Source organism: Rhodococcus sp. OK611 (assembly GCF_003050885.1).
GTDB classification, from domain to species: domain Bacteria; phylum Actinomycetota; class Actinomycetes; order Mycobacteriales; family Mycobacteriaceae; genus Rhodococcus_G; species Rhodococcus_G oryzae.
In genome coordinates, this window is the sequence record NZ_QAOZ01000005.1 from 244,486 (window position 1) to 271,016 (window position 26,531).

Annotated in this window: 1 protein-coding gene; it reads left to right on the forward strand. The window is 70.4% G+C overall.

The genetic code is table 11. The features are described 5' to 3' along the window. Positions 1-142 precede the first annotated feature (142 nt). Positions 143-26,527, forward strand: coding sequence for a non-ribosomal peptide synthase/polyketide synthase (locus tag C8K38_RS08350; protein WP_143548409.1), 26,385 nt, complete (start codon positions 143-145; stop codon positions 26,525-26,527). Positions 26,528-26,531: the final 4 nt, after the last annotated feature.

Genomic DNA, 26,531 nt, shown 5'->3' on the forward strand with positions numbered 1-26,531 from the left:
ACGGCTCGCTGTTCTGTGATGCGTAAACGAACGAACTAGCTCGAATGCTTCGGAGGAACTGTTGTCTGCTGCGGATCTGACTCGATCGATCGCCGCTCTCGCCTCGGACCGCCCGGACACGATCGTAGTGTCGGTCGACGGTATGTCGGTGACGTATCGGGAGCTCGAGGAGCGTCTGCAGCTGCTGGCGGGGGCACTGTCCGATCGCGGGATGGATGCCGATGCCATCGTCTCCGTGGTCCTCACCGGTCTGGTTCCGACGATCGTTGCCGCGGAGGGTGGCATCGGGGGCGTGCTCGACAGGATCCACGCCGACGCCTCCACCCTCGACCTTCCCGAGCAGGCCGCCGAGGCGCCCGCCGACGGATGGCCGATGGTCTCGGCCGTCGCCCTGTGGCAGGAGTGGGTCGAGCGCGATCCCGAGGCGATCGCCGTCGTCGAGGACGGCCGCCCGACCACCCGCGGCGAGCTGAACCGCAGGGCCAACCAGTTGGCGCGGGAACTCGCCTCCCATGGGGTGCGACCCGACGATGTGGTCTCCCTGATCGTTCCCCGTTCACTCGAGTGGATCGTCGGCATGCTCGCGGCGTGGAAGCTCGGCGCCGCCTACTCACCGCTCGACCCCGCGTGGGCCATCGAGCGGACCGAGGGGCTCATCGAGGCGAGCGGGGCAAGGGCCGTGGTCGCACTGAGCGGGTGGCCCGCGCTGGCGGACGCTCCCTTCGAGGTGACGGTCCTCGACGACCCCGACACCGTGGAGCGCCTCGAGGCGCACGAGGCAACGGATCCGGAGCGGGATCCGTGGACGGACGACGACGCGGGCCTGCGACTGGCCTATGTCATCTCGACGTCGGGATCGACCGGCCGTCCGAAGCCGACGCTGGTGCCGATGCGCGGCGTCTCCAACACCTTCCAGGCCTACCGCCGCATGCTGGACTTCGGTGCAGGCACCGGCGTCCTGATGGCGAACTCGCCGCTGTTCGACCTGACCCAGAAGAACATCTGGGTCGCGCTCGCGTACGGCGGCACGCTGCATCTGTCCGAGGACGGCTTCGACCCGCAGCCGATCCTGCGTCAGATCGGTACCGGGGACGTCCAGATCGCCAACATGGCGCCGAGCGCCTTCGAGGTGCTGGCCGACCTCGACACCGAGGGCGTACTGACCAACCTGGGCGCCGTGATCCTGGGCGGTGAGCAGATCCGGCCCGCCGCGTACAACGGGTTGATCGGCACGCAGACGCGGATGATCAACAGCTACGGTCCGACCGAGGCCTCCGACGTCACGTCGATCTACGAGCTGGACCTCTCCGCCCCTGACACCGAACAGGGCCAGATCCCGATCGGTACCGCCTGGGAGGGAGTGGATTACCACGTCCTCGACGGCCGCCTGCGGCCGGTGCCCGCGGGTATCACGGGTGAGCTCTACATCGGTGGCAACGCGGTCGGCCGCGGTTACGGCGGCATGACCGCCCTGACCGCATCACGATTCGTTGCGAGCCCGTTCGGTTCCGGCGGCGCCCGGCTGTACCGGACCGGCGACCTGGTGCGCGAGCGCAGCGACGGCGAACTGGTGTTCCTGGGGCGCAGTGACTTCCAGGTCAAGATCCGAGGTCTGCGGATCGAGCTCGGTGAGATCGAATCCGCACTGGTCGCGAATGCCGATGTCCTGCAGTCCATTGTCGTCGTGCACGACGACAACCGGGTGCAGCGTCTCGTGGGGTACGTGACCGCGGTCGCGGGCGCGACGATCGACACCGATCAGGTGCTTGCCGACGTGGGCCGGACCCTGCCGGCGTACATGGTTCCCGACCTGCTGCTCGTGCTCGACGAGATGCCGCTCAACACGAGCGGAAAGATCGACCGGAAGGCGCTGCCGCGCCCGCAGTTCGAGTCGCATTCCGATCACTACCGGGAGCCGTCGACGCCGGCCGAGATCGTGGTGGCACAGATCTTCGGCGAGATCCTCGGCATCGAGCGGGTCGGCGCCGACGATTCGTTCTTCGAGATCGGCGGCAACTCGCTGTCGGCGGCCCGGGTGGTTGCGCGGGCCAACGCGGCACTCGGCTCGGACGTGAATCTGCGCGAGGTGTTCGACGCACCGACGGTGGCCGGGCTGGCCGCCCTCGCGGCCGAGGGAGCGGGGACCGGTCGTCATCGGCCGGAACTCGTGGCGCAGCCGCGACCCGAGCGGATCCCGTTGTCGCTGGCTCAGTCTCGGATGTGGTTCATCAACCAGTTCGACACCTCGTCGCCCGCCTACAACCTCCCGCTCGGTATCCGGCTGACCGGGTCGCTCGACACCGAGGCCTTGGCGGCCGCGGTGGCGAGTGTGCTCGAGCGGCACGAGTCGCTGCGCACCGTGTTCCCGGACGACGGGGACGGCCCGCACCAGGTGGTGCTGCCCGCCGACGGACTCGACATCGATCTGACCCCGGTCCATGTCCGTGACGAGGCCGACCTGATGACGACGCTCGCGGACCTCGCGTCGCGGGGCTTCGACGTGACCGTCGAGATCCCGGTCCGGCCGCGCCTGTTCCGGTTGACCGAGAACGAGCACGTCCTGCTGTTCCTGGTGCATCACATCTCCTCGGACGGCGCGTCGATGGCGCCTCTGGCGAGGGACGTCGTCATCGCGTACTCGAGCTGGGCGAGCGGTCATGGCCCGGAGTGGGCGCCGCTCGAGGTCCAGTACGCGGATTTCGCGATGTGGCAGCGCGAGCTGCTCGGTGTCGAGGACGACCCGGAGTCGCTGCTGGCGCGGCAGGTCGGCTACTGGGTCGACGAGCTCGCCGGGATCCCGGAGGTGCTGCCGCTGCCGACCGATCGCCCGCGTCCCGCGGTCATCTCCATGGAGGGTGCCCGGGTCGAGTTCGAGATCGGTCAGGATCTGCACGGCCGGTTGCTCGAGCTGGCGCGCGAGCACGAGGCGACCCTGTTCACCGCCGTGCACGCCGCGTTCGCCGTGCTCCTCTCCAAGCTGTCCGGCACGGACGACATCGTCCTCGGTACCCCAACCGCGGGTCGTGGCGAGCGTGAACTCGACGACCTCGTCGGCATGTTCGTCAACACCCTCGCGCTGCGGACCGTGGTCGACCCGGCCAAGTCGTTCGTCGAGATGCTGCGCAGCACAAGGGAATCGGACATCGGTGCGCTCGCGCACGCGGACGTACCGTTCGAACGCCTGGTGGAGCTCCTCGCGCCCGAGCGGTCGACCGCGCACTCGCCGATCTTCCAGGTGGTCATCGCGCTGGAGAACACCGAGGCCGCGGTCCTGGAACTGCCCGACCTCGTGGTCGGCGAGGTCGACCCGGGCGTGACCTTCGCGAAGTTCGACCTGCAGCTCTCGGTGGGCGAGAAGGCCGATCACTCGGGGATGACCGGCACCCTGGTCTACGCGACCGACCTGTTCGACGAAACCAGCGTGCGCACCCTCGGGGAGCGGTTCGTGCGCCTGCTCGAGGCGGTCACCGCCGATCCGTCGGTTCCGGTCGGCAACGTGGAGATCACCAGCCCGGACGAGCGCAGGGCCCTCACGCCCGTGCGTGGCGCGGATTCCGCGGCCCCGGTCTCGCTGGCGGAGCTGCTGACCTCCGGAGCCGCGGAACGCGGTGCCCCGGCCCTGGTCTCCGGCGACCGCGTGGTGTCCTACGGGGAGCTCGACGACCGGTCCAGCGCCCTTGCCCGGGTGCTGATCTCGCACGGGGCCGGCCCCGAGACCTTCGTGGCGCTCTCCCTCGCGCGGTCGATCGAGTCGGCGGTCGCGGTGTGGGCGGTCGCGAAGACCGGCGCGGCGTTCGTGCCGATCGATCCCGCCTACCCCGCCGACCGGATCGAGCACATGGCCTCGGACTCGGGGGCGACGCTCGGCCTGACCACGACCGGGGCGCTCGCCGGACTGCCGTCCGGTGTGCGCTGGCTGGCGATGGACGACCCGGGCTTCCTCGCGGACTGGAACGCCGAGCGTACGGATCCGATCCTCGACGCCGATCGCACCACGGCCGCGCACGTGGACAACCCGGCGTTCATGGTCTACACCTCCGGCTCCACCGGCCTCCCCAAGGGCGTCGCGGTCACGCACACCGGCCTGGTCAACATCGTCGCCGAGCACCAGCAGAAGTTCGGCGTGCAGGCCACGTCCAGGGTGCTGCACTTCGCGTCGCCGAGCTTCGACGGCGCGGTGTGGGAACTGCTGATGGCCTCGGTCGCGGGCGCGGCCGCCGTCATCGTGGCACCGGGCATCTACGGCGGCGACGAGCTGCGCGAGGTGATGCTCGAGCAGCGGGTCACGCACGGCTACACGGGACCCGCCGCGTTGAACACCGTCGATCCCACCGGCCTGGTCGACCTGGAGTCGATCTCGGTCGCGGGTGAGGCGGTCAGTCCTGAACTGGTGGCCAAGTGGGCGCCCACCTATCCCTTCCGGAACCTGTACGGCCCCACCGAGACCACCATGATCGCGACCATCTCGGAACCGATGGTCGCGGGCGCGCCCGTCACCATCGGTGGCCCGATCCGCGGGGTGTCCGCGGTGGTCCTCGACGGGCGACTGCGCCCCGTCCCCTTCGGTGTGACGGGTGAGCTCTATCTCGCGGGCCCGGCGCTGGCCCGCGGCTATCACGGCCGCTTCGACCTGACCGCGTCCCGGTTCGTGGCCGACGTGTCCGGAGCGCCTGGCGCCCGGATGTACCGCACCGGTGACCTCGTCCGCTGGGTCGACCGGTCGGTCTCGGGTGACCGGTCCCGGCTCGAGATCGAGTACGTGGGGCGCAGCGACTTCCAGCTCAAGGTGCGCGGCTTCAGGATCGAGCTCGGTGAGATCGACGGCGCACTGGCGGCGCACGAGTCCGTCGACACCGCATACACGATCGGCAGGGAGGGACCGGCCGGTGCCACCGTGCTGGTGTCCTACGTCGTGCCGGTGCCCGGTGCCGCGCTCGCGGACCGCGAGCTGACCGAGTTCGTGTCCCGTTCGCTGGCCCCGCACATGGTGCCGTCGGCGATCGTGGTGATCGACGCGCTGCCCGTGACGATCAACGGCAAGGTGGACCGGAAGGCGTTGCCGGAACCGGACTTCGGCTCGGCCGCGGAATCGTATGTCGCTCCGTCGAATGCGATGGAGGAACTCCTGGCCGGCCTCTTCGCCGAGGTGCTCGGCGTCGACCGGGTCAGCGTCGCCGACTCGTTCTTCGCGCTGGGCGGTGACAGCATCGTCTCGATCCAGTTGGTGGCCAGGGCGAAGGCCGCGGGCGTGCTGATCAAGGCAAGGGACGTCTTCGAGCGCAAGACCGTGACCGGTCTTGCCCTGGTCGCCACGACGGTCGCCGAGGCGGGCGTCGCGGTGCTGGAGGAGCTTCCCGGCGGCGGTGTCGGCGACATGCCGCTGCTGCCGGTGGCGCGCTGGGCGCTGGAGAACGGCGCGGGGTCACGGTTCTCCCAGGCGGTGTTGCTGACGGCGCCGCTCGGACTCGACCGCGGCACCCTGGCTGCGACGGTGCAGGCGGTGCTCGACCAGTATCCGATGCTTCGGTCGGTGCTGGCCTCCGCTGACGGGGACGCGCCCGTGCTGCGCGCCCGTGAGCTCGGCTCGGTCGACGCGAACTCGGTGATCGACCGGATCGAGTTCGATTCCGAGAATGCCCCCGGCAGTGCGGGATTCGAGCGAATTGCGGCCGCGGCACTGGACGCGGCCGCGGACCGACTCGACCCCGCCGCCGGTGCGATGGTGCAGGTCGTCTGGTTCGATCCGGCATCGCAGCTCGGCGAGGCGAACGGACGCCTGCTCCTGGTACTGCACCACCTCGTGGTGGACGGCGTGTCCTGGCGCCTGCTGGTGCCCGCCCTCGCCTCGGCCTGGGGCCAGATCGTCGCAGGCGGTACGCCGAGCTTCGAGCCCGAGGTCACCTCGATGCGTCGGTGGGCGCACGCCCTCGCGGACGAGGCACGTTCGGACTCCCGGGTGACCGAACTCGGTTACTGGCGTGAGGTTCTGGCGACGCCGGAGGCGCCGATCGGATCGCGGCCGCTCGACGCGCGGCTCGACACCGTGGCGACCAGGGGACAGGTCTCTCTCGAGTTGCCTGCCGATGTGACCGACGGGCTGCTCACCGGGGTGCCCGCCCGATTCCGGGGCGGCGCCCAGGACGGACTGCTCGCGGCCCTCGCCGTCGCCGTCGCCGCGTGGCGGCGAGCCCGCGGCGGACGCGGAGCGGCGGAGTCCTCGACCCTGATCACCCTGGAGGGACACGGCCGTGAGGACCAGGTCGTGCCGGGCGCGGATCTCTCGCGGACCGTCGGCTGGTTCACCAGCGTGTACCCCGTTCGGCTCGACCTCGGTGGGGCCGACCTCGATGACGCGCTCGCGGGCGGGGCAGCGGCAGGATCTGCGGTCAAGGCCGTCAAGGAGCAGCTGCTGGCGGTGCCGGACAACGGCATCGGGTACGGCCTGCTGCGGTACCTCAACCCGGAGACCGGCGCGGAGCTGAGCTCCGGGGCGGTTCCCCAGATCAGCTTCAACTACCTCGGCCGGTTCGGGACCGGGGAGCTCACCGACGAGATCCGTGGCCTCGGCTGGATCCCGGTCACCGACGGCGGCGCGCTCGGCGGCGCGGCCGATCCGGCCATGGCGCCCGAGTCCGCGTTGGAGATCAACGCGTCGGTGCTGCCGGGCGGCGGCCTGTCGGCGACCCTGTCGTTCGCGACCGGTGTGCTCAGCGAGGCGGAGGTCGAGGAGTTCGCCGGATTCTGGCGCGCCGCGATGACCGCGATCAGCGCGCACGCGCGCACGGAGGCGGCCGGCGGTCTGACCCCGTCCGACCTGCCACTGGTGTCCCTGTCGCAGGACCAGATCGAACTGTTCGAGTCGCGGTACCCGAGCGTCGAGGACCTGTGGTCCCTGTCCCCGCTGCAGCACGGCCTGCTCTTCCACGCACTGCTCACCGAGGGCATGCCGGACGTGGTGGACGTCTACACCGCGCAGTTCGTGCTCGACCTGACCGGATCGGTCGATGCAGATCGGCTGCGGCGCGCCGCCGACCGGCTCCTGGTCCGGAACCCGAACCTGCGCTCGGTGTTCCTGGTCGACGAGGCCGTGGGATCGGTCCAGGTCGTCGTCGGCGACACCCGGGCCCCGCTCACCCTGCACGATCTCAGCGGCCTCGACGAGGAGTCGAGGGCGGCCGAGCGGCAGCGGATCCTCGATGCGGACCGCGCGACGGGCTTCGATATGGCGACGCCGCCGCTGGTCCGGCTGACCCTGCTCGCGTTGGCGGCCGATCGCTGGCAGCTCGTGTTCACCAACCACCACGTGATCCTGGACGGCTGGTCGACCCCGCTGGTCATCCGCGAGCTGATGGCGCTCTACGCCATGGACGGCGACGATTCGGCGCTGCCGCGGGCCCGGGACTACAAGGACTACCTGCACTGGCTCGCCGGACAGGACCGCGCGCAGTCGCTGGAGACCTGGCGCGACGCGCTCGCCGGAGCGGATGATCCGACCCTGCTGGCGCCTGCGGTGCAGGGCGTCAACCACGCTGCGGTGCCGGGCAAGGTGGAGGGTTCGCTCTCCGCCGAGGAGACCGCGGGTGCCGAGGCGCTCGCGGCGGAGCTGGGCGTCACGCTGAACACGCTGGTGCAGACGGCATGGGGCGTCGTGCTCGGCATGCTCAGCGGTCGCGGCACCGTCGTGTTCGGTGCCACCGTGTCCGGTCGGCCGTCGGACCTGTCCGGCGTGGAGTCGATGGCCGGATTGTTCATCAACACCATTCCCGTTGCCGTGCAGCTCGTTCCGCACGAGCCGGTGCGCGAGCTGCTCGTACGCCTGCAGACGGAGCAGGCGGGGCTGCTCGACCACCACTTCGTGGGGCTGACCGACATCCACCGGGCCGCGGGTGACGCCGCGCTGTTCGACACCGCCGTGATCTACGAGTCCTATCCGGTGGACACCTCCGGTGTTGGCGGCGACGTCGACATCGCCGGGATGCGGTTGATGGGTGTGGAATCCGCGGCCGCGAGCCATTTCCCGCTCTCGATCGTGGCCGCTCCCGTCGACGGCCGTCTGCACCTCGCCGCCGAGTTCCAGCACGAGGCCTTCGACGAGGCGACCGTCGCGGGTCATCTCGACCGCACGATCCGGGTGCTGCGCGAGTTCGTGGCGCGTCCGGAGGCGAACGTCGGTTCGCTGCGCCTGATCACCGACGACGAGCTGCAGCTGCTCGACTCGTACAACCGCACGGAACTCGCCCGCACCCCCGAGACGTTGCTCGAACGCATCGACGCACGGGTCGCCGAGGACGCGTCCGCGATCGCCGTGGTGGCATCGGGCACGAGCGTCACGCGCGGCGAGCTCGACCGTCGCGCCAACAGGTTGGCGCATGAGCTGATCGCCGCGGGCGTCGGCATCGATGACGTGGTGGCCCTGGTCGTCCCGCGTTCGGTGGACTGGGTGGTCGGCATGCTCGCCGCGTGGAAGGTCGGCGCGGCCTACCTGCCGGTCGACACGAAGGCGCCCGCGGACCGGATCGCAGCCGTTCTCGAGGACTGCGAGGTCGGGGCCGTGGTGCTCGCGGACGGGTGGAGCGAGGAGCTCGCCTACTCCGGAGCGCTCGTGCGGCTGGGCGATGCGGACACCGAGGCCCGGCTCGCGAGCAGGCAGGAGACGGCCCCACCGAACCGTTGGACCGAACCCGGTGCCGGTCACCGCCTCGCCTACGTGATCACCACCTCGGGATCGACCGGCAGGCCGAAGCCGACCCTGGTGCCGATGGCCGGCGTCCTCAACACCGCCGAGTGGTACCGCGGTGAGATCCGCCTCGAGCCGGGTGACGGTGCGCTGGTCGCGAACTCGCCGGTCTTCGACCAGACGCAGAAGAACGTGTGGGTCACACTGTCCGACGGTGGCGTGCTGCACCTGGCGGGGGACCCCTTCGACCCGGTCGAGATCCTCGAGATCATCGGTGGCGGCTCGGTGGTCAACGCGAACCTGGCGCCGAGCGCCTTCGCCACGCTGCTCGACGCGGACACGGACCAGTCGGTGCTGCCCGCGCTGCGGTCGTTGCACCTGGGCGGCGAGTCGTTCAACCCGGCCAGGCTCGCGCACCTCGAGGCGGCGGGCACCCGGCTGCACAACAACTACGGGCCGACCGAGGCCACCGACATGATCACCGATCACCGGTTGAGCTCGGTGACCACCGGCTATCCCGACGGCCGGGTCCCGATCGGACCCGCGCTGCCGAACTATGAGCTGTATGTGCTCGACCAGCACCTGCGCCTGGTGCCGCCCGGGGTGCCCGGCGAGCTGTACATCGGTGGTCCGCTGGTGCTCGCCCGCGGCTACGGAAGCCGGTTCGCGCTCACCGCGGCCCGGTTCGTGGCGAACCCGTTCCGGGGCGGCGGCGAGCGGATGTACCAGTCCGGCGACGTCGTGTACTGGAACACCGACGGCGAACTCGAGTACGTCGGCCGCACCGACTTCCAGGTGAAGATCCGTGGTCTGCGGGTCGAGCTCGGCGAGATCGAGATGGCGCTGCTGGCCGACCCGCGGGTGGGCCAGGTCGCCGTGGTGGTCAAGACCACCGAGACCGGGATCGACCGCTTGGTCGCCTACGTGGTCCCCGCCGACACCGCGGACGGACTCGAAGACGCGGTCACCGAGGTGGCCCGACGTGCCCTGCCCGACTACATGGTGCCCTCGGCGGTCGTGGTCCTCGACGAGTTCGCGCTGACCCCCAGCGGAAAGGTCGATCGGAAGGCGCTGCCGGATCCCGATTTCGGCTCCGCGGAGGAGTCCTACCGGGCGCCCGCGAATGTCGTCGAGGAGATCGTCGCGGCCGTGTACGGCGAGCTGCTGTCGGTGCCCCGGGTGTCCGCGACCGACAGCTTCTTCGCCCTCGGCGGCGACTCGCTCGTCGCGACCAAGGTCGTGGCCCGGGTCAACGCGGGGACCGGGGCGGCGCTCCGTCTGCGCGACCTCTTCGAGGCGCCGACGGTGTCCGAACTGGCCGCCCGGATCGAACTCGGGGAAGGCCGCGCCGAGGCGCGCAGCGAACTGTCGGCCCGACCGCGCCCTGGCCGGATCCCGTTGTCGCTGGCTCAGTCTCGTATGTGGTTCCTGAACCAGTACGACACCTCCTCGCCGGTCTACAACATCCCGATGGCGATCAGGCTCACCGGCGCACTCGACACCGACATCCTCCGCTCCGCGCTCGGTGACGTCCTCGAACGCCACGAGTCCCTGCGGACGTTGTTCCCGAACACCGACGACGGTCCCCACCAGCTGATCGTGCCCGCGGCCGATGTCGACCTGGACGTGAGCACCGCGACCGTCTCCGAGTCCGGCCTCGCGGCCGAGCTGGTCGCGTTCTTCTCCCAGGGCTTCGATGTGACGACCGGGATCCCGTTGCGGGTCAAGATCGTCCAGATCGCCGACACGGATGTCGCCGAGCACGTACTGGCGATGTCGATCCATCACATCTCGTCCGACGGCGCCTCGACCGCGCCGCTGGCCAGGGACCTGGTCACCGCCTACCTCGCGCGCACCGCGGGCGAGGCGCCGCGGTGGACCCCGCTCGAGGTCCAGTACGCGGACTTCAGCATCTGGCAGCGCGAGGTCCTCGGCACCCCCGACGATCCGAAGTCGTTGGCGGCGCAGCAGATCGAGTACTGGACAACGGCACTCGCGGGGATCCCCGAGGTCCTCGAACTCCCGGGGGACCGCCCGCGGCCCTCGCAGCAGTCCTTCCGGGCGGGCAGCGTCTCCTTCGCCGTCGACCGCGAGCTGCGTGCACGCCTGGACGCGCTCGCCCGCGAACACGGGGCCACCCTGTTCATGGCCGTGCACGCGGCGCTCGTGGTGTTCCTGTCTCGACTCGGCAACACCGATGACGTCGCCATCGCGACGCCCGTCGCGGGACGCGGCGAACGTCAGCTCGACGATCTCGTCGGCATGTTCGTCAACACGCTGGTGCTGCGTACGGCCATCGATGCGGATGCTTCCTTCGCCGAGCTCCTCGCGCAGGTCAGGGAGACCGACCTCGGTGCCTTCGGCAACGCCGACGTGCCGTTCGAGCAGCTGGTCGAGGCGCTCAACCCCACCCGTTCGCGGGCGCATTCGCCGTTCGCCCAGGTGATCCTCGGATTCCAGAACCTCGAGCAGGCCGCGCTGGAATTGCCGGGGCTCACGGTGAGCGCGCTGGAGAGCGGCCTGCAGGTCGCGAAGTTCGACCTGCAGTTGATGATGATGGAGAGCGACCCCGCGGGCGGCGGCGGGCTGACCGCCGAGTTCACCTACGCCTCCGATCTGTTCGACGAGTCGACGGTCCGGGACTTCGCCACTCGCTTCCTTCGGGTACTGGAGGCCGTCGTCGCGGCTCCGGCGCAGGCGGTCGGCGACCTGAGCCTGCTCGATTCGCGCGAGCGGGCACGACTCGCGCCGGTGTCAGGAACCCCGAGCATCGCGCCGGCCACCCTGCCGGAGTTGCTGGCCGCGGCCGTCGCGCTGAACCCCGATGCGCACGCGGTGGAGTTCGGTGACCTCGCGATGACGTACAGCGAGCTCGACGAACTCTCGAACAGGCTGGCGCGCAGGCTCATCGGAGCAGGCGTCGGCGCCGAGGACTTCGTCGCGGTGGCGCTGTCCCGGTCCGCCGGATCGGTGCTCGCGGTCTGGGCGATCGCCAAGACCGGTGCCGCCTTCGTGCCGCTCGACCTGTCGTACCCGCAGGAGCGGATCGAGTACCTGGCCGCGGATTCCGGCGTCCGGGTCGGACTCACCGACCTGGCCAGCATCGACTCCGTGCCCGGCTCGGTGACCTGGTTGGCGCTCGACGACGTCGAGTTCTCCGCCTCGGTCGACGAACAGTCGTCCGAGCCGATCACCGACACCGATCGGGTTCGGCCGCTGAAGGTCGAGTCCGGGGCCTACATGGTCTACACCTCGGGCTCCACCGGTAAGCCCAAGGGCGTGCTCGTCACGCACACCGGCCTCGCGAACTTCGCTGCGGCGCAGCGAGAGCACTACTCGGTGACCCGTGACTCGCGGACCCTGCACTTCGCGTCGCCGAGCTTCGACGGTGCGGTGCTGGAACTGCTGCTCGCGATCGGCTCGGGCGCCACGATGGTGATCGCGCCGCCCAGCATCTACGGCGGCCAGGAGCTGGGTGACTTCCTGCGTGAGGAGCGGGTGACCCACGCCTTCGTCACGACGGCCGCACTGGCGACCGTCGACCCGGTCGGGCTCGACGAGCTCACCGACGTCGCGGTCGGCGGCGAGGCCGTGCAGGCCGAGCTGGTCGCCAGGTGGGCGCCCGGCAGGCGACTGTTCGACGTCTACGGTCCCACCGAGACGTCGATGGTGATCACCATGAGCCGGCCGATGGTGCCGGGCGGATCGATCAACATCGGCGGTCCCGTCCGCGGTGCCGACGCGATGGTGCTCGACGGTCGCCTGCACCCGGTCCCGGTAGGGGTGCCGGGCGAGCTGTACTTCGCGGGCCCCGCGCTCGGCCGCGGTTATCACCAGCGGTTCGCGCTGACGGCGGACCGCTTCGTCGCGAACCCGTTCGCGGAGGACGGGTCCCGGATGTACCGGACCGGCGACGTGGTGCGCTGGATCGAGACCGACGGAGCGACGGGGGATGACACCGCCGCATTGGCGATCGAATACGTGGGCCGCAGTGACTTCCAGCTCAAGGTGCGCGGCTTCCGCATCGAGCTCGGCGAGATCGACGCGGTTCTCACCCGGCACGAGAGCGTCGAGTTCGCGGCGACGATCGGCCACAAGACCGCCTCGGGCAACACGGTGCTCGTGGCGTACGTGCTCGCAGGCACCGGTCGGAGCATCGACAGGTCGGTCCTCGCCGAGTACGCGGGCGTCGAGATGCCCGCGCACATGGTGCCCTCGGCCTTCGTCGAGCTCGATTCGATCCCGCTGACGCCCAACGGAAAGCTGGATCGCAGGGCACTGCCCGAGCCGGTCTTCGAGTCGGCCGCTGAGTACCGCGCCCCGCGCAACCCGGTGGAAGAGGTGATCGCGGGGGTCTTCGCCGACGTCCTCGGTGTGGACCGGGTCTCGGCGGATCAGGACTTCTTCGACATCGGCGGCAACTCACTGGTGGCCACCCGGGTGGTGGCACGGGTGAACGCCGCGCTCGGCATCTCGATGGGCGTGCGGGAGCTGTTCGACGCCCCAACGGTGGAGTCGCTGGCGGTGGCCGCGGCATCGATGTCCGGCAGGGACGTCAACCGCCCCGCGCTGGTCGCGCGTCCGCGGACCGGCCGGATCCCGCTGTCGATGGCACAGAAGCGGATCTGGTTCCTCAACCAGTTCGACACCGCCTCGGCCGCGTACAACATCCCGCTCGGGGTCAGGTTGTCCGGTGTGCTGAACGTGGAGGCATTGCAGCAGGCCATGTTCGACGTGCTGGCCAGGCACGAGTCGCTGCGGACGATCTACCCCTCCGGCCCGGACGGACCGGAACAGCGCGTGATCGAGGTGGCCGCGGCGTCGATCGAGCTCGACCGGATCGCCGTCACGGAGCCGGAGCTGATGGCCAGGGCGGCGGACTTCGCCGGCCGGGGCTTCGATGTCACGGATTCGATGCCGGTGCGCGCGGCCCTGTTCGAACTGGCAGCCGACCAGCATGTGCTGTTGGTCGTGGTGCACCACATCAGCGCGGACGGCTCCTCGATGGCGCCGCTCGCCCGGGACGTGATGAGTGCCTACGTGGCACGCGCACAGGGCGAGGCGCCGCACTGGGAACCGCTTCCGGTGCAGTACGCCGACTACGCGCTCTGGCAGCGCGAGGTCCTCGGCGCGGAATCGGACCCGGAGTCGGTGATCGCCAAGCAGGTCGACCACTGGCGTGATGCCCTGTCCGGCCTGCCGGACCTGCTGGAGCTGCCCACCGACCGCCCCCGGCCCGCCATGCAGTCGATGCTGGGCGAGCGGGTGGACTTCGAGGTCCCGTCGCAGCTGTCGACCCAGATCGATGCGCTCGCGCGGACGACGGGCACCACCTCGTTCATGGTGATGCAGGCCGCCTACGCGGTGCTGTTGATGCACATGAGCGGCACCGGTGACATCGCGGTCGGCACCGCCGTCGCCGGGCGTGGCGAGGAGGCACTCGACCCGATCGTCGGCATGTTCGTCAACACCCTCGTGTTGCGGACGCAGATGGAGTCGGCCGACACCTTCCGGTCGGTTCTCGAGACGGTCCGCGAGGGCGATCTGCAGGCCTTCTCGCACGCCGATCTGCCGTTCGAGCGGCTCGTCGAGATCCTCGACCCGGAACGGTCGACCGCACACGCCCCGCTGGTGCAGGTGTCGTTCGGCTTCGAGAACGTCGACACCCCGGTCTTCGAGCTGCCCGGCCTGACGGTCAGCGGCCTGTCCACCGACCTGGGCCAGGCGAAGTACGACCTGGAGCTCTCCTTCTCCGAGCAGTCCGACGAGGCCGGGAACACCGGGTTCGCTGGCGTGTTCGGATTCGCGACCTCGCTGTTCGACCGCGAGAGCGTGGAGCGGATGGCGCAGCGGTTCGTCCGGATCCTGACCACGGCCGTCGGCGACCCCGAGGTCGTCGTCGGGGACATCGACCTGCTCGAGCCGGACGAGCGTGAGCGCGTGCTGACCGAGTTCAACCAGACCGCGGTTCCGGTGGAGCCGACCACCCTGGTGGAGCTGATCGACCGTTCGGTCGCGCGGACGCCCGATGCGCCCGCGATGACCTTCGAGGACACCACCCTCAGCTTTGCCGAGTTCGACGCCCGCGTGAATCGTCTGGCCCGGCACCTGATCTCCGAGGGTGTCGGACCCGAGACGCTGGTCGTCCTCGCGGCCCGCCGGTCCCTCGAGATGATGGTCGGGATGTACGCCGTGATGAAGGCGGGCGGCGCCTACGTGCCGGTCGACCCCGATCAGCCGGCCGAACGACTGGAGCTGGTGCTCTCGATCGCGCAGCCCGTCGCCGTCCTCACCACGTCGTGGGACGGGGTCGAGCTGCCCGCGGGTGTTCCGGTCGTGGAGATCGACTCGGCTCCGACCGGTCATCTCGATGCCGCCCCGATCACCGATGCCCAGCGGTTGCGTCCGCTACGCCGCGGCAATCCCGCGTACGTGATCTTCACCTCCGGCTCCACCGGTGTGCCCAAGGGCGTGGCCGTCAGTCATGCCGCGATCGTCAACCAGCTCAGCTGGTTCATCGGCGAGTACGAGATGACGGCCTCGGACGTTGTGCTGCAGAAGACGCCGATCGTGTTCGACCCGTCGGTGTGGGAGCTGTTCGTGCCCTTCATCTCCGGCGGTCACCTGGTGATCGCGAAGCCGGACGGGCACCGCGACGCCGAGTACCTCATCGACGTCTCCCGTCGGTGGAACGTCACCACTCTCGGGTTCGTGCCGTCGATGCTGGCGGCCTTCCTGTCCAGCCCCGAGCTGGCGTTCCCGCAGTCGGTGCGCTCGCTCCAGTTGGCGGGCGAGGCCCTGAGTCCCGAGCTCGCGGCCCGCACGCTGGCAAGCGCGTCGCTCGGGATCAACAACGCCTACGGGCCGACCGAGACCACACTGACCTCGGTGCACTACTGGGCGGACGGCACCGAGACCGGCACCATGCCGATCGGCATCCCGGTGTGGAACAGCCAGGCCTATGTGCTCGACTCGCGCCTGAACCCGGTGGTCCCTGGCGCAAGGGGAGAGCTCTATCTCGCGGGCGGTCAGGTTGCCCGCGGCTACCACGCCCGGTCGGGGCTGACCGCGGAGCGATTCGTGCCGAATCCCTTCGGTGCACCCGGCTCCGTCATGTACCGGACCGGTGACCTCGGGCGCTGGCGCCGCGACGGGCAGCTGGAGTACCTGGGACGCACCGACTTCCAGGTCAAGATCAGGGGTCAGCGGATCGAGCTCGGCGAGATCGAGTCGGCCCTGCTGGACCACCCGTCGGTGGACCAGGCGGTGGTGATCGCGGCGGACACCGAACGGGGTCAGCGCCTGGTCGCCTACCTGGTGGCCGCGACGGGCGTCACCGTCGACACCGGCGACGTGCGGGCCGAGGTGGCCAAGGCGTTGCCCGGCTACATGGTGCCGGACGCCCTCATCGTGCTCGAGGCGATGCCCGTGACCAGCAACGGCAAGCTGGACCGGCGGGCGCTGCCCGCACCGGAGTTCACCTCCGTCGCCGACACCTACGTCGCGCCCCGCACTCCCGCGGAGCAGACGATCGCCGCGGTGTTCGCGGAGGTGCTCGGGTTGGAGCGGGTCAGCGTCGAGGAGTCGTTCTTCGCCCTCGGCGGTGACAGCATCATGTCGATCCAGCTGGTCACCAGGGCGAAGGCCGCAGGCCTGGCCTTCACCGCCCGGCAGGTCTTCGAGCACCGCACGGTCGCCGCACTCGCCGCGGTCGCGGGCGAGGCCGCCGCGGCTGCCATCACCCTGGCGGAGCTGCCGGGCGGCGGCGTCGGCGAGATGCCGCTCACGCCGATCATGCGGGCCACCGCCGAGCGTGGCGGACTGCTGCGCCGGTACTCACAGTCGAGCTTCGTGACATTGCCGCACGGAATCGACCGTGCCACCGTGGAATCGACGATCCAGTCCGTCCTCGACCGGCACGACGCGCTGCGTCTGCGCTGGAACGACGACGGCTCCGGGCTCACCGTCACCGAGGCCGGGTCGGTCCCGTCGGCACGGCTGATCCATCGCGTCGAGTTCGCATCGCGGCCCGGCACCGAGGAGTTCGCCGCGCTGGTCCGTGGCGAGTTCGAGGCGGCCGCAGACCGGCTCGATCCCACGGCGGGGATCGTGGCCCAGTTCGTCTGGTTCGACCCGTCCGCCGGGGCCGGTGACACCAACGGTCGCCTGCTGATGGTGATCCACCACCTGGCCGTCGACGGTGTGTCCTGGCGGATCCTGTTGCCGGACTTTGCCTCTGCGTGGGGTCAGGTGCAGTCGGGTGCGGAGCCCGAGCTGCCCGAGGTCGGTACCTCGCTCCGACGGTGGGCCCACGGACTCGCCGAGGCCGCGGTGTCCGAGCGGCGCACCGAGGAGCTCGGATACTGGCGCAGCGTGCTCGAGGGGGCCGACCCGACGCTCGGGTCGCGTCCGGTCGATCCCGCTCTCGACGTGGTGTCGGCGACCGCGGGGGTCCGGGTCGAGGCATCCGCCGAGACCACCGAGGGGCTGCTCACCGCGGTACCGCGGGCGTTCGGCGGCGGTGTCAACGACGGACTGCTCGCCGCCCTTGCCCTCGCCGTGGCGCGCTGGCGTGAGCGGCGCGGCGTCGCCGCGTCGGCGACCCTGCTCGGCCTGGAGGGACACGGCCGCGAGGAAGAGGCCGTCGAGGGCGCGGACCTGTCCCGCACCGTCGGCTGGTTCACCTCGCTGTTCCCGGTGCGGATCGACGTGTCGGGTGTGGACCTCGACGACGCCTTCGCGGGCGGCCCGGCCGCGGGCCAGGCGATCAAGTCGGTCAAGGAACAGCTCCTCGCCGTCCCGGACCGGGGCATCGGATACGGACTGCTGCGGTACCTGAACGCCGACACGGCCCAGGAGCTGAGCGGTTTCGCCGCCCCGCAGATCGGGTTCAACTACCTCGGCAGGACCGGCGCGTTCGAGGTCACCGACGAGATGCGCGACATGGGCTGGGTGCCGGTCGGCGACGGCGGCGTTCTCGGGTCGGCACTCGACCCGGACATGCCGGTCGCCGCGCTCGACATCAACGCTGTCGTGTCGAACTCCGAAGGCGTCGAGACACTCTCGACGGTGTTCGACTTCGCGACCGGCGTGCTGTCGGCCGCGGACGTCGACGAGCTGGCGGAGCTGTGGACCGATGCGCTCGACGCGATCGCGAGCCATGCGAGCAGCCCGGGCGCGGGCGGGTTCACCCCCTCCGACCTTCCGCTGGTCTCGCTGACCCAGTCGCAGATCGAGCGCTACGAGGCGCGATTCCCGACGATGTCGGACATCTGGTCCCTCTCACCGCTGCAGTACGGCATGTACTTCCATGCGGCGCTGGCAGAGTCCGCCGTCGACGTCTACACGGCACAGCTGTGTCTGCGGCTCGGTGGCGTCGTCGACGCCGACCGGATGCGCCGGGCCGCTCAGGCCCTGATCGATCGGCACCCCAGCTTCCGGACCGCCTTCGTCACCGATGACACGGGCATCGCGGCGCAGGTGGTGCTCGAGGGCACCGAGATCCCGTTCGTCACCGTCGACCTGTCCGGCATGGACGAGGCCGACCGGGGTGCCGAGCGGGCCCGGATCGTCGAGCACGACCGACTGGCCAAGTTCGACCTCGGCGCGCCGCCGCTGATGCGGTTGACGCTGATCACCCTCGGGGAGGGCGAGTACGAGCTGGTGGTGATGAACCACCACATCGCGATCGACGGTTGGTCCACCCCGTTGGTGCTCAAGGAACTGCTGGTGCTGTACGCAGCGGACGGCGACGCCTCGGTGCTGCCGCAGGCACGCTCCTACCGCGATTTCCTGGCGTGGCTGGCCGAGCGTGATCACGTGCGCTCGCTGCAGGCGTGGGAGGACTCGCTCGGTGGTGTCGAGGGGCCGACGCTGCTCATCTCCGGCGACCGGGGTCGTCAGCAGGACAGCACCTCCGGTCAGTACCTCACGCAGTTGGGTGCTGCGGAGACCGCGGAACTCGTCGCCCGCGCACGCGAACTCGGCGTCACGCCGAACACCTTCGTGCAGGTGTCCTGGGCGATCCTGCTCGGGTCGCTGACCGGCCGCGAGGACACCGTCTTCGGTGCCACCGTCTCGGGCCGGCCGCCGGAGATCCCCGGCGTGGAGTCGATGATCGGCCTGTTCATCAACACCGTGCCGCTGCGCGTGCACCTGGACCCGTCGGAGTCGGTGGCGCAGCTGCTCACCCGGGTGCAGGCCGAGCAGGCCGACCTGCTCGACCATCACTACGTCGGCCTGGCCGAGATCCAGCGCGCCGCAGGCGAAGCCGCGATGTTCGACACCCTCGCGGTGTTCGAGTCGTTCCCCGTCGACATGGCGGGTGCGACCTCGCAGACCGACATCGCCGGGATGCGGGTGCTCGGCATGGACGGCATCGATGCCGCGCACTACCCGGTCGCGATGACGGCCAGCCTGGACAGCGCGCTGCACCTGAAGTTCATCCACGCCACCGAACTGGTGGACGAGGACGCGGTCCGGACCCTGTCCGAGCGCTTCCTGCGGGTGCTCGGCACCGTCGTCTCGGCGCCGTCGACCCCGGTCGGCGACGTCGAGGTCACCGATCCGGACGAGCGCGCTGCGCTGTCGCCGGTGTCCGGCCCGGCCGCGGAGCCTGCCACCCGCATGCTGCCCGACTTGCTGGCCGCCGCCGCGACCGACCGGGATGCCCCGGCGTTGGTCTCGGGCGACCGGACCGTGTCGTACGGCGAACTCGACGATCGCTCGAATGCGCTCGCGCGGGTACTGATCGACCGCGGCGTCGGCCCCGAGTCGTTCGTGGCGCTGGCGCTGCCGCGGTCCGTTGAATCGCAGATTGCGTTGTGGGCGATCGCGAAGTCCGGCGGTGCCTTCGTGCCGATGGACCCGGCGTACCCGTCGGACCGGATCGAGCACATGACCACCGATTCGTCCGCCCTCGTCGGCATCACCGATGCCGAGCACCTGGCGGACCTGCCGACCACCGTCTCGTGGCTCGTCCTGGACGACCCCGAGTTCGCGGCGGCCGTGGATCTGGGGTCGACCGATCCGGTCACCGACGCGGATCGCCGTGCGCCGGTTCGAGAGCGGCACGCGGCCTACGTGATCTACACCTCCGGCTCCACTGGACTGCCCAAGGGCGTCGTGGTCAGCCACCAGGGCCTGGCGAACTTCGCCGCGGAGCAGCGCGAGCGCTATGGCGTCACCGCCCGGTCGCGCGCCCTGCACTTCTCGTCGCCGAGCTTCGACGCATCGATGCTCGAGCTGTTGCTCGCCGTCGGCGCGGGCGCGGCCATGGTGATCGTGCCTCCCGGCGTGTACGGCGGCACCGAGCTCGCGGACATCATCTCCTCGGCAGGCGTCACCCACGCGTTCATCACCCCTGGCGCGCTCGCGTCCGTCTCGCCGGAGGGCCTGGACTGCCTGCAGCACCTGGTTGCCGGTGGCGAGGCGGTGCCGGACAACCTGGTGGACATCTGGGCGCCCGGCCGCAGCTTCTACAACGGCTACGGCCCGACCGAGACGATCATCATGGCGACGATCAGCGGGGCACTGACCCCGGGCGAGATCCTCACCATCGGTGGGCCGATCCGCGGCATGTCCGCGACGGTGCTCGACCGCCGGATGCGTCCGGTGCCGGTCGGGGTCGCGGGTGAGCTCTATCTCGCGGGGGCGCAGATGGCACGCGGCTATCACGACCGCCGCGCGCTGACCGCGGACCGCTTCGTGGCGAACCCGTTCGGCGAGGCCGGATCCCGGATGTACCGCACCGGCGACATGGTGCGCTGGGTGGATCGATCCGAGGCGGGCGACCGGTCGAGGCTCGAGATCGAGTACGTCGGACGCAGCGACTTCCAGGTCAAGGTGCGCGGCTTCCGCATCGAGCTCGGCGAGATCGACGCGGCGCTGTCCGCACACGAGTCGGTGGACTTCGCGGTCACCGTCGGCAGGCAGGGACCGTCGGGCGCCACGGTGCTGGTGGCGTACGTCGTCCCGGTCGCGTCCGCGACGGTCGACGTGGCCGCACTGACCGAGTTCGTCGGGCGCTCGCTGCTCGCGCACATGGTGCCGTCGGCGATCGTGGTCCTCGATGCGATCCCGCTGACCGTCAACGGCAAGGTGGACCGCAAGGCGCTGCCCGAGCCCGACTTCGGTTCCTCGCTCGAATCGTTCGTGGCTCCCACGAACCCGGTAGAGGAGATCCTGGCCGGCCTGTTCGCCGAGGTGCTCGGCGTCGAGCGGGTCAGCGTCACGGATTCCTTCTTCGCGCTCGGCGGCGACAGCATTGTCTCGATCCAGCTGGTGACCAGGGCCAAGGCCGCCGGTGTCGTGCTCAAGGCGCGGGATGTGTTCGAGCGCAAGACCGTTGCCGGACTGGCTCAGGTCGCCACGCTGATGTCCGAGTCCGGTGGCGCGACGGTGCTCGCCGAACTCGAGGGCGGGGGAGTAGGCGAGATGCCGCTCACCCCGATCATGCGGTGGATGACCGAGCGGCCCGGCGGCCACAACCGGATGCTCATGCCCGCCTTCCTGGCGCTGCCCGAGGGCATCGACAGGGCCGGGCTGGTGGCGACCCTGCGTGCGGTCTTCGACCAGCACGACATGCTGAGGTCGTCGATCCCGCAGACCGGCGCGGAGCCGATCCTGTCGATCGGCGACGCGGGTTCGGTCGACGTGGACGCGATGGTCGCCCGGGTCGAGTTCGGCGCGGGCGCCCTGCCCGGCAGCGCCGAGTTCGACGCACTCGCGGCACCCGCCTTCGAGGACGCCGCCGCGGAGCTCGACCTCGCCACCGGTTCGGTGGTCCGGTTCGTCTGGTTCGATCCCGAGCCCGATGCCGACGGGTCGGGACGACTGCTCATCGTCGCCCACCACCTCGTCGTCGACGGTGTGTCCTGGCGCATCCTGGTCGCCGATCTGGTGGCCGCCTGGCAGTCCGTCACCACGGGCGCCACTCCGGAGCTCCCGCCCGTCGGGACGTCCATGCGCCGCTGGGCACACGGACTGGCCGAGGAGGCGAACAGCCCGGCCAGGGAAGCCGAGATGGCGTACTGGCGAACGGTGCAGGGCGGGGTGGACCCGTTGCTCGCATCGCGCCCGCTCGACCCCGCGGTCGATCTGTTCGCGTCCATCGCCGAGGTCAAGGTCGTGCTGTCCGAGCAGGCCACCGACGCCCTGCTGACCGCGGTGCCCGCGGCCGTCCGGGGCGGCGTCAACGACGGCCTGCTCGCCGCGCTGGCGCTCGCCGTCTCGGCGTGGCGGCGTGATCGCGGCGTCGACGAGTCCTCGACGCTGATCAAGCTCGAGGGCCACGGTCGCGAGGAAGACACCGTTCCCGGTGCCGACCTGACCAGGACCGTCGGCTGGTTCACCAGCATGTTCCCGCTCCGACTCGACCTGCCCGAGATCGACCTCGACGAGGCCCTTGCAGGCGGACCCGCCGTCGGCTCGGCCGTCAAGGCGGTCAAGGAGCAGCTGTTGGCCGTGCCGAACAAGGGCATCGGGTACGGGTTGTTGCGGTACCTGAACGAGCGGACCGCGGCCGAGCTGGCCGCTCAGCCGTTGCCGCAGATCGGTTTCAACTACCTCGGCCAGCTCGGCGGCGAGGAGCCAACGGGCTCCGCACCGATCGGGTGGCTGCCCGCGCCGAAGGGCGAGCTCTCGGTGTCGGCGGCTCCGGACGCGGACCTGCCCGCGGCCGCGGTCGTCGACATCAACGCCTCGGTGACGGGCGCACGGCTGAGCGCCACCTTCGCGTTCCCCCCTGGCCTGATCGACGAGTCCGAGGTGCGCGAGCTGTCCGAACTCTGGTCCCGGGCCCTCGAGGCCATCGGCCGGTGGGCCGCGGCGACCGGGTCGGCGCAGTTCACACCCTCGGATCTGCCGTTGGTGTCGTTGTCACAGAACGAGATCGAGCGGTTCGAGGCGGAGTACCCGACCCTCGCGGACGTCTGGTCGTTGACGCCGTTGCAGGAGGGCATGCTCTTCCACTCGATGCTGGCGCAGACCTCCACCTCGCTCGACGTCTACACCTCGCAGGTGGTGATCGAACTCGGCGGACTCGTCGACGCCGGCCGCCTGCGCGCGGCCGCTCAGGCACTGGTCGACCGGCACCCGAACCTGCGGGCCGGGTTCCGGCACGACGACGCGGGCAATGCCGTCCAGGTGATCGTGGACGGCGCGCCGGTTCAGTTCCGCGAGGTGGATCTCGGTCACCGCGGTGACGAGGAGCGGCAGCGGGTCCTGGACGAGGACCGGCAGCGCCGGTTCGACATGTCCGAGCCCCCGCTGGTCCGGTTCAGTCTCGTTGGGCGTGCGGACGGCACGTACTCGCTGGCCATGACCAGCCACCACATCCTGGTCGACGGCTGGTCCATGCCGCTGCTCCTCAAGGACCTGATCGTGCTGTACGCGGCGCGCGGCGACGGATCGGTGCTGCCGCCGGTCCGCTCCTACCGGGACTTCCTCGAATGGCTGTCCACCCGCGACGCCGAGGCCTCGCTGGAGCAGTGGGCGGGCTCCATGCTCGGTGCCGAGGAGCCGACGTTGCTCGCGCCCGCGGACCGCGGACGCGAGCAGTCCTCGCTCCCCGGCGAGGTCAGCCTGCACCTGTCGGCCGAGCGCACCGGGGCGCTGTCGGGACTCGCACGTGAGCTCGGCGTCACGCTCAACACCGTCGTGCAGATGGCATGGGGCCTGGTGCTCTCGCGCCTGATCGGCCGCGACGACGTCGTGTTCGGTGCCACGGTCTCCGGGCGCCCGCCCGCGCTGACCGGCGTGGAATCGATGGTCGGCATGTTCATCAACACGCTGCCGGTGCACGTCAGCGTGGACCGGGCGGAGACGGTGACCGAGCTGTTGCTCCGGCTGCAGGGCGAGCAGTCGGACCTGCTCGAACACCACCATGTGGGCCTGCAGACGATCCAGCAGCGCACCGGCACCGGTTCCGTGTTCGACACCATCACCGTGTTCGAGTCCTACCCGGTCGACGCCGCGAGCGCGACCGGCGACGCGGACATCGACGGGATGCGCCTGCTCGGCGTCGGCGGTGTGGACGCGAACACCTTCCCGCTGTCGCTGTACATCGAGGCAGGTGATCGCCTGCAGTTGGACGCGAAGTTCCTGACCGACCTGTTCGCGCCCGACGAGGTCGAGTCGATCCTGGACCGGGTCGATCGGATCCTCTCGGCGATCGAGCGGAACCCGGACGCGAAGGTCGGGGATCTCGACGTGCTCTCCGATGCGGAGTACGCCGAACTCGATCGCTGGAACGCGACCGATCACGAGATCCCGGCCGCGACCCTTGCCGACCTCTTCGATGCCCAGGTGACGCGCACCCCGGATGCGGTGGCGCTGGTCTTCGAGGGCGAGGAACTGACCTACGCGGAATTCGACGCGCGGGCCAACCGGTTGGCGCGGTACCTGATCGAGCTGGGCGTGGGCCCGGAGTCGATGGTGGGCCTGGGAATCCGGCGTTCGCTCGACCTGATGATCGGCATGTACGCGATCGTCAAGGCCGGCGGTGCCTACGTTCCGATCGACCCCGATCATCCGGCCGAGCGAACCACCTACGTGCTGGAGACGGCCGACCCGGTGTGCGTGCTGAGCACACGGCGCGACCGGATCGACGTCGACCTGCGTTTCGAGGTGCTCGAGATCGACCAGCTCGACACCTCGGCCTACGACGATGCCCCGGTGACCGACGCGGACCGGCGTGCGCCGCTGCATCTGGACAACACGGCGTACGTGATGTTCACGTCGGGATCGACCGGAAAGCCGAAGGGTGTCGTCCTGACGCACCGGGCGATCGTGAACCAGCTGGTGTGGAAGCAGTCCGAGTACGGACTGGGTGCCGACGACGTGGTGCTGCAGCAGATCGCGATGACGTTCGACGTCTCGGTATGGGAGTTCTTCTGGGCCCTGCAGAACGGTGCCCGCCTGGTGATCGCCAAGCCCGACGGACACAAGGACATGGAGTACCTGGCCGGGCTGATCGCCGGGCACGGGATCACCACGGCGACCTTCGTGCCGTCGCCACTCGGCGTGTTCGTCGCGGTCGTCGACGCGCCGTCGCTGCGAACGCTCAAGCGGGCCTTCGTGATCGGCGAGGCGTTGCCGCCCGAGACGGCGGCACGATGGCGTGAGCTGACCGACGCGGGCCTGCACAACATGTACGGGCCCACCGAGGCGGCGGTCTCGGTGACCAACTGGGAGGCGCGTCCGGAGGACACGGTCACGACGCCGATCGGCTTGCCGCAGTGGAACGTCCGGGTGCACGTGCTGGACGCGGGGCTGCGGCCCACCCCGGCCGGGGTGGCGGGCGAGCTGTACCTGGCAGGCCCGCAGCTGGCGCGGGGGTACCTGACCCGGCCCGGCATCACCTCGGACCGTTTCGTGGCGAACCCCTTCGGCGCCGAGGGCGACCGGATGTACCGCACCGGCGACCTGGTCCGGCGACGGGCGGACGGGGTCCTCGAGTACATCGGGCGCACCGACTTCCAGGTCAAGCTGCGCGGCCAGCGCATCGAGCTCGAGGAGATCGAGTCGGCGGTGCGGGGCTTCGACGGGGTTCGGCAGACAGCCGTCCTGGTGCAGTCCGACGACCGCGGCGACCACCTGGTCGCGTATGTGGTCCCGCAGGACGGCGCCACGGTGGACCCGGACGAACTGAAGCGGTACGTGGCGACGGTGCTGCCGGTGTACATGGTGCCGAACGCGGTCGTCGGACTCGACGAGTTCCCGCTCAACCCCAGCGGCAAGCTGGACCGCAAGCTGCTTCCGGTGCCGGAGTTCGAGGACACCGGCGAGTACCGGGCCCCGAGCACGGCCACCGAGGCCGCCGTGGCAGAGGTGCTCGCGGAGGTCCTCGAGATCGAGAAGGTGTCCGTGGACGCGTCCTTCTTCGATCTGGGCGGAAACTCGCTGACCGCGACCCGGGTGATGTCCAGGCTGACCGAGGTGCTCGGGGTCACGGTGCCGCTGCGGGCCGTGTTCCTCGACCCGACGGCCGAGGGCATCGCGGCCGCGATCGACGCGGAGTCCGGCGCGGAGGGCGCGAGCGGGACCGGGGCGGACATGTTCGACGTCCTGCTCCCGATCCGCGCCGCGGGTGAGCGGTCGCCGGTCTTCGCCGTGCACCCGGTGCTTGGGCTGTCGTGGGCGTACACCGCCCTGGCCCCGGTGCTGGACGGTGAGACGCCGGTCTACGGTCTGCAGTCGCCCGCCGCGTCCGGCGACGCCACGCTGCCGGACTCGATCGAGGAGATCGCGCACCGCTACGTGACGGAGATCCGGGCCGTTCAGCCGAGCGGGCCGTACCGGCTGCTGGGCTGGTCGCTCGGCGGCGTCATCGCGCACGCCATGGCCGTCGAGCTCCAGGCGGCGGGGGAGTCGGTCGAGCGGCTGATCATGCTCGACAGCTTCGCGGGCGACGCGGCCGACGCACTCGGTGAGGGCGCGGCGGTGACGGCGGAGGAGATCCTCGGCGGCTTCGGTATCGCGGCGACGGCCGACCTCGATCCGTCGGAGGCCGGCATCGACGAGGTGCTGGACCTGATCCGGGCATCCACCGGGGGCCCGCTGTCCGCGGTGTCCGAGGAGTGGCTGCGACAGATGGTCGCTTCGGCCACGAACTCGGCGGAACTGATGCGGCGCTACGTCCCCGGCCGCTTCGACGGCGACCTGGTGCTGTTCACCGCGGCGCAGGGACGCCAGGACGACACCATCGCGGCGCGGTCATGGGGCCAGGCGGTCTCGGGCACGGTCCGGCACCGGTCCGTGCACAGCACGCACTGGGCGATGATGAGCCCCGCCGCGCTCGAGGAGATGGCGCCGGTCCTCCGGGAACTGCTGGCCGGCCCGGTCGAGTAGCGAT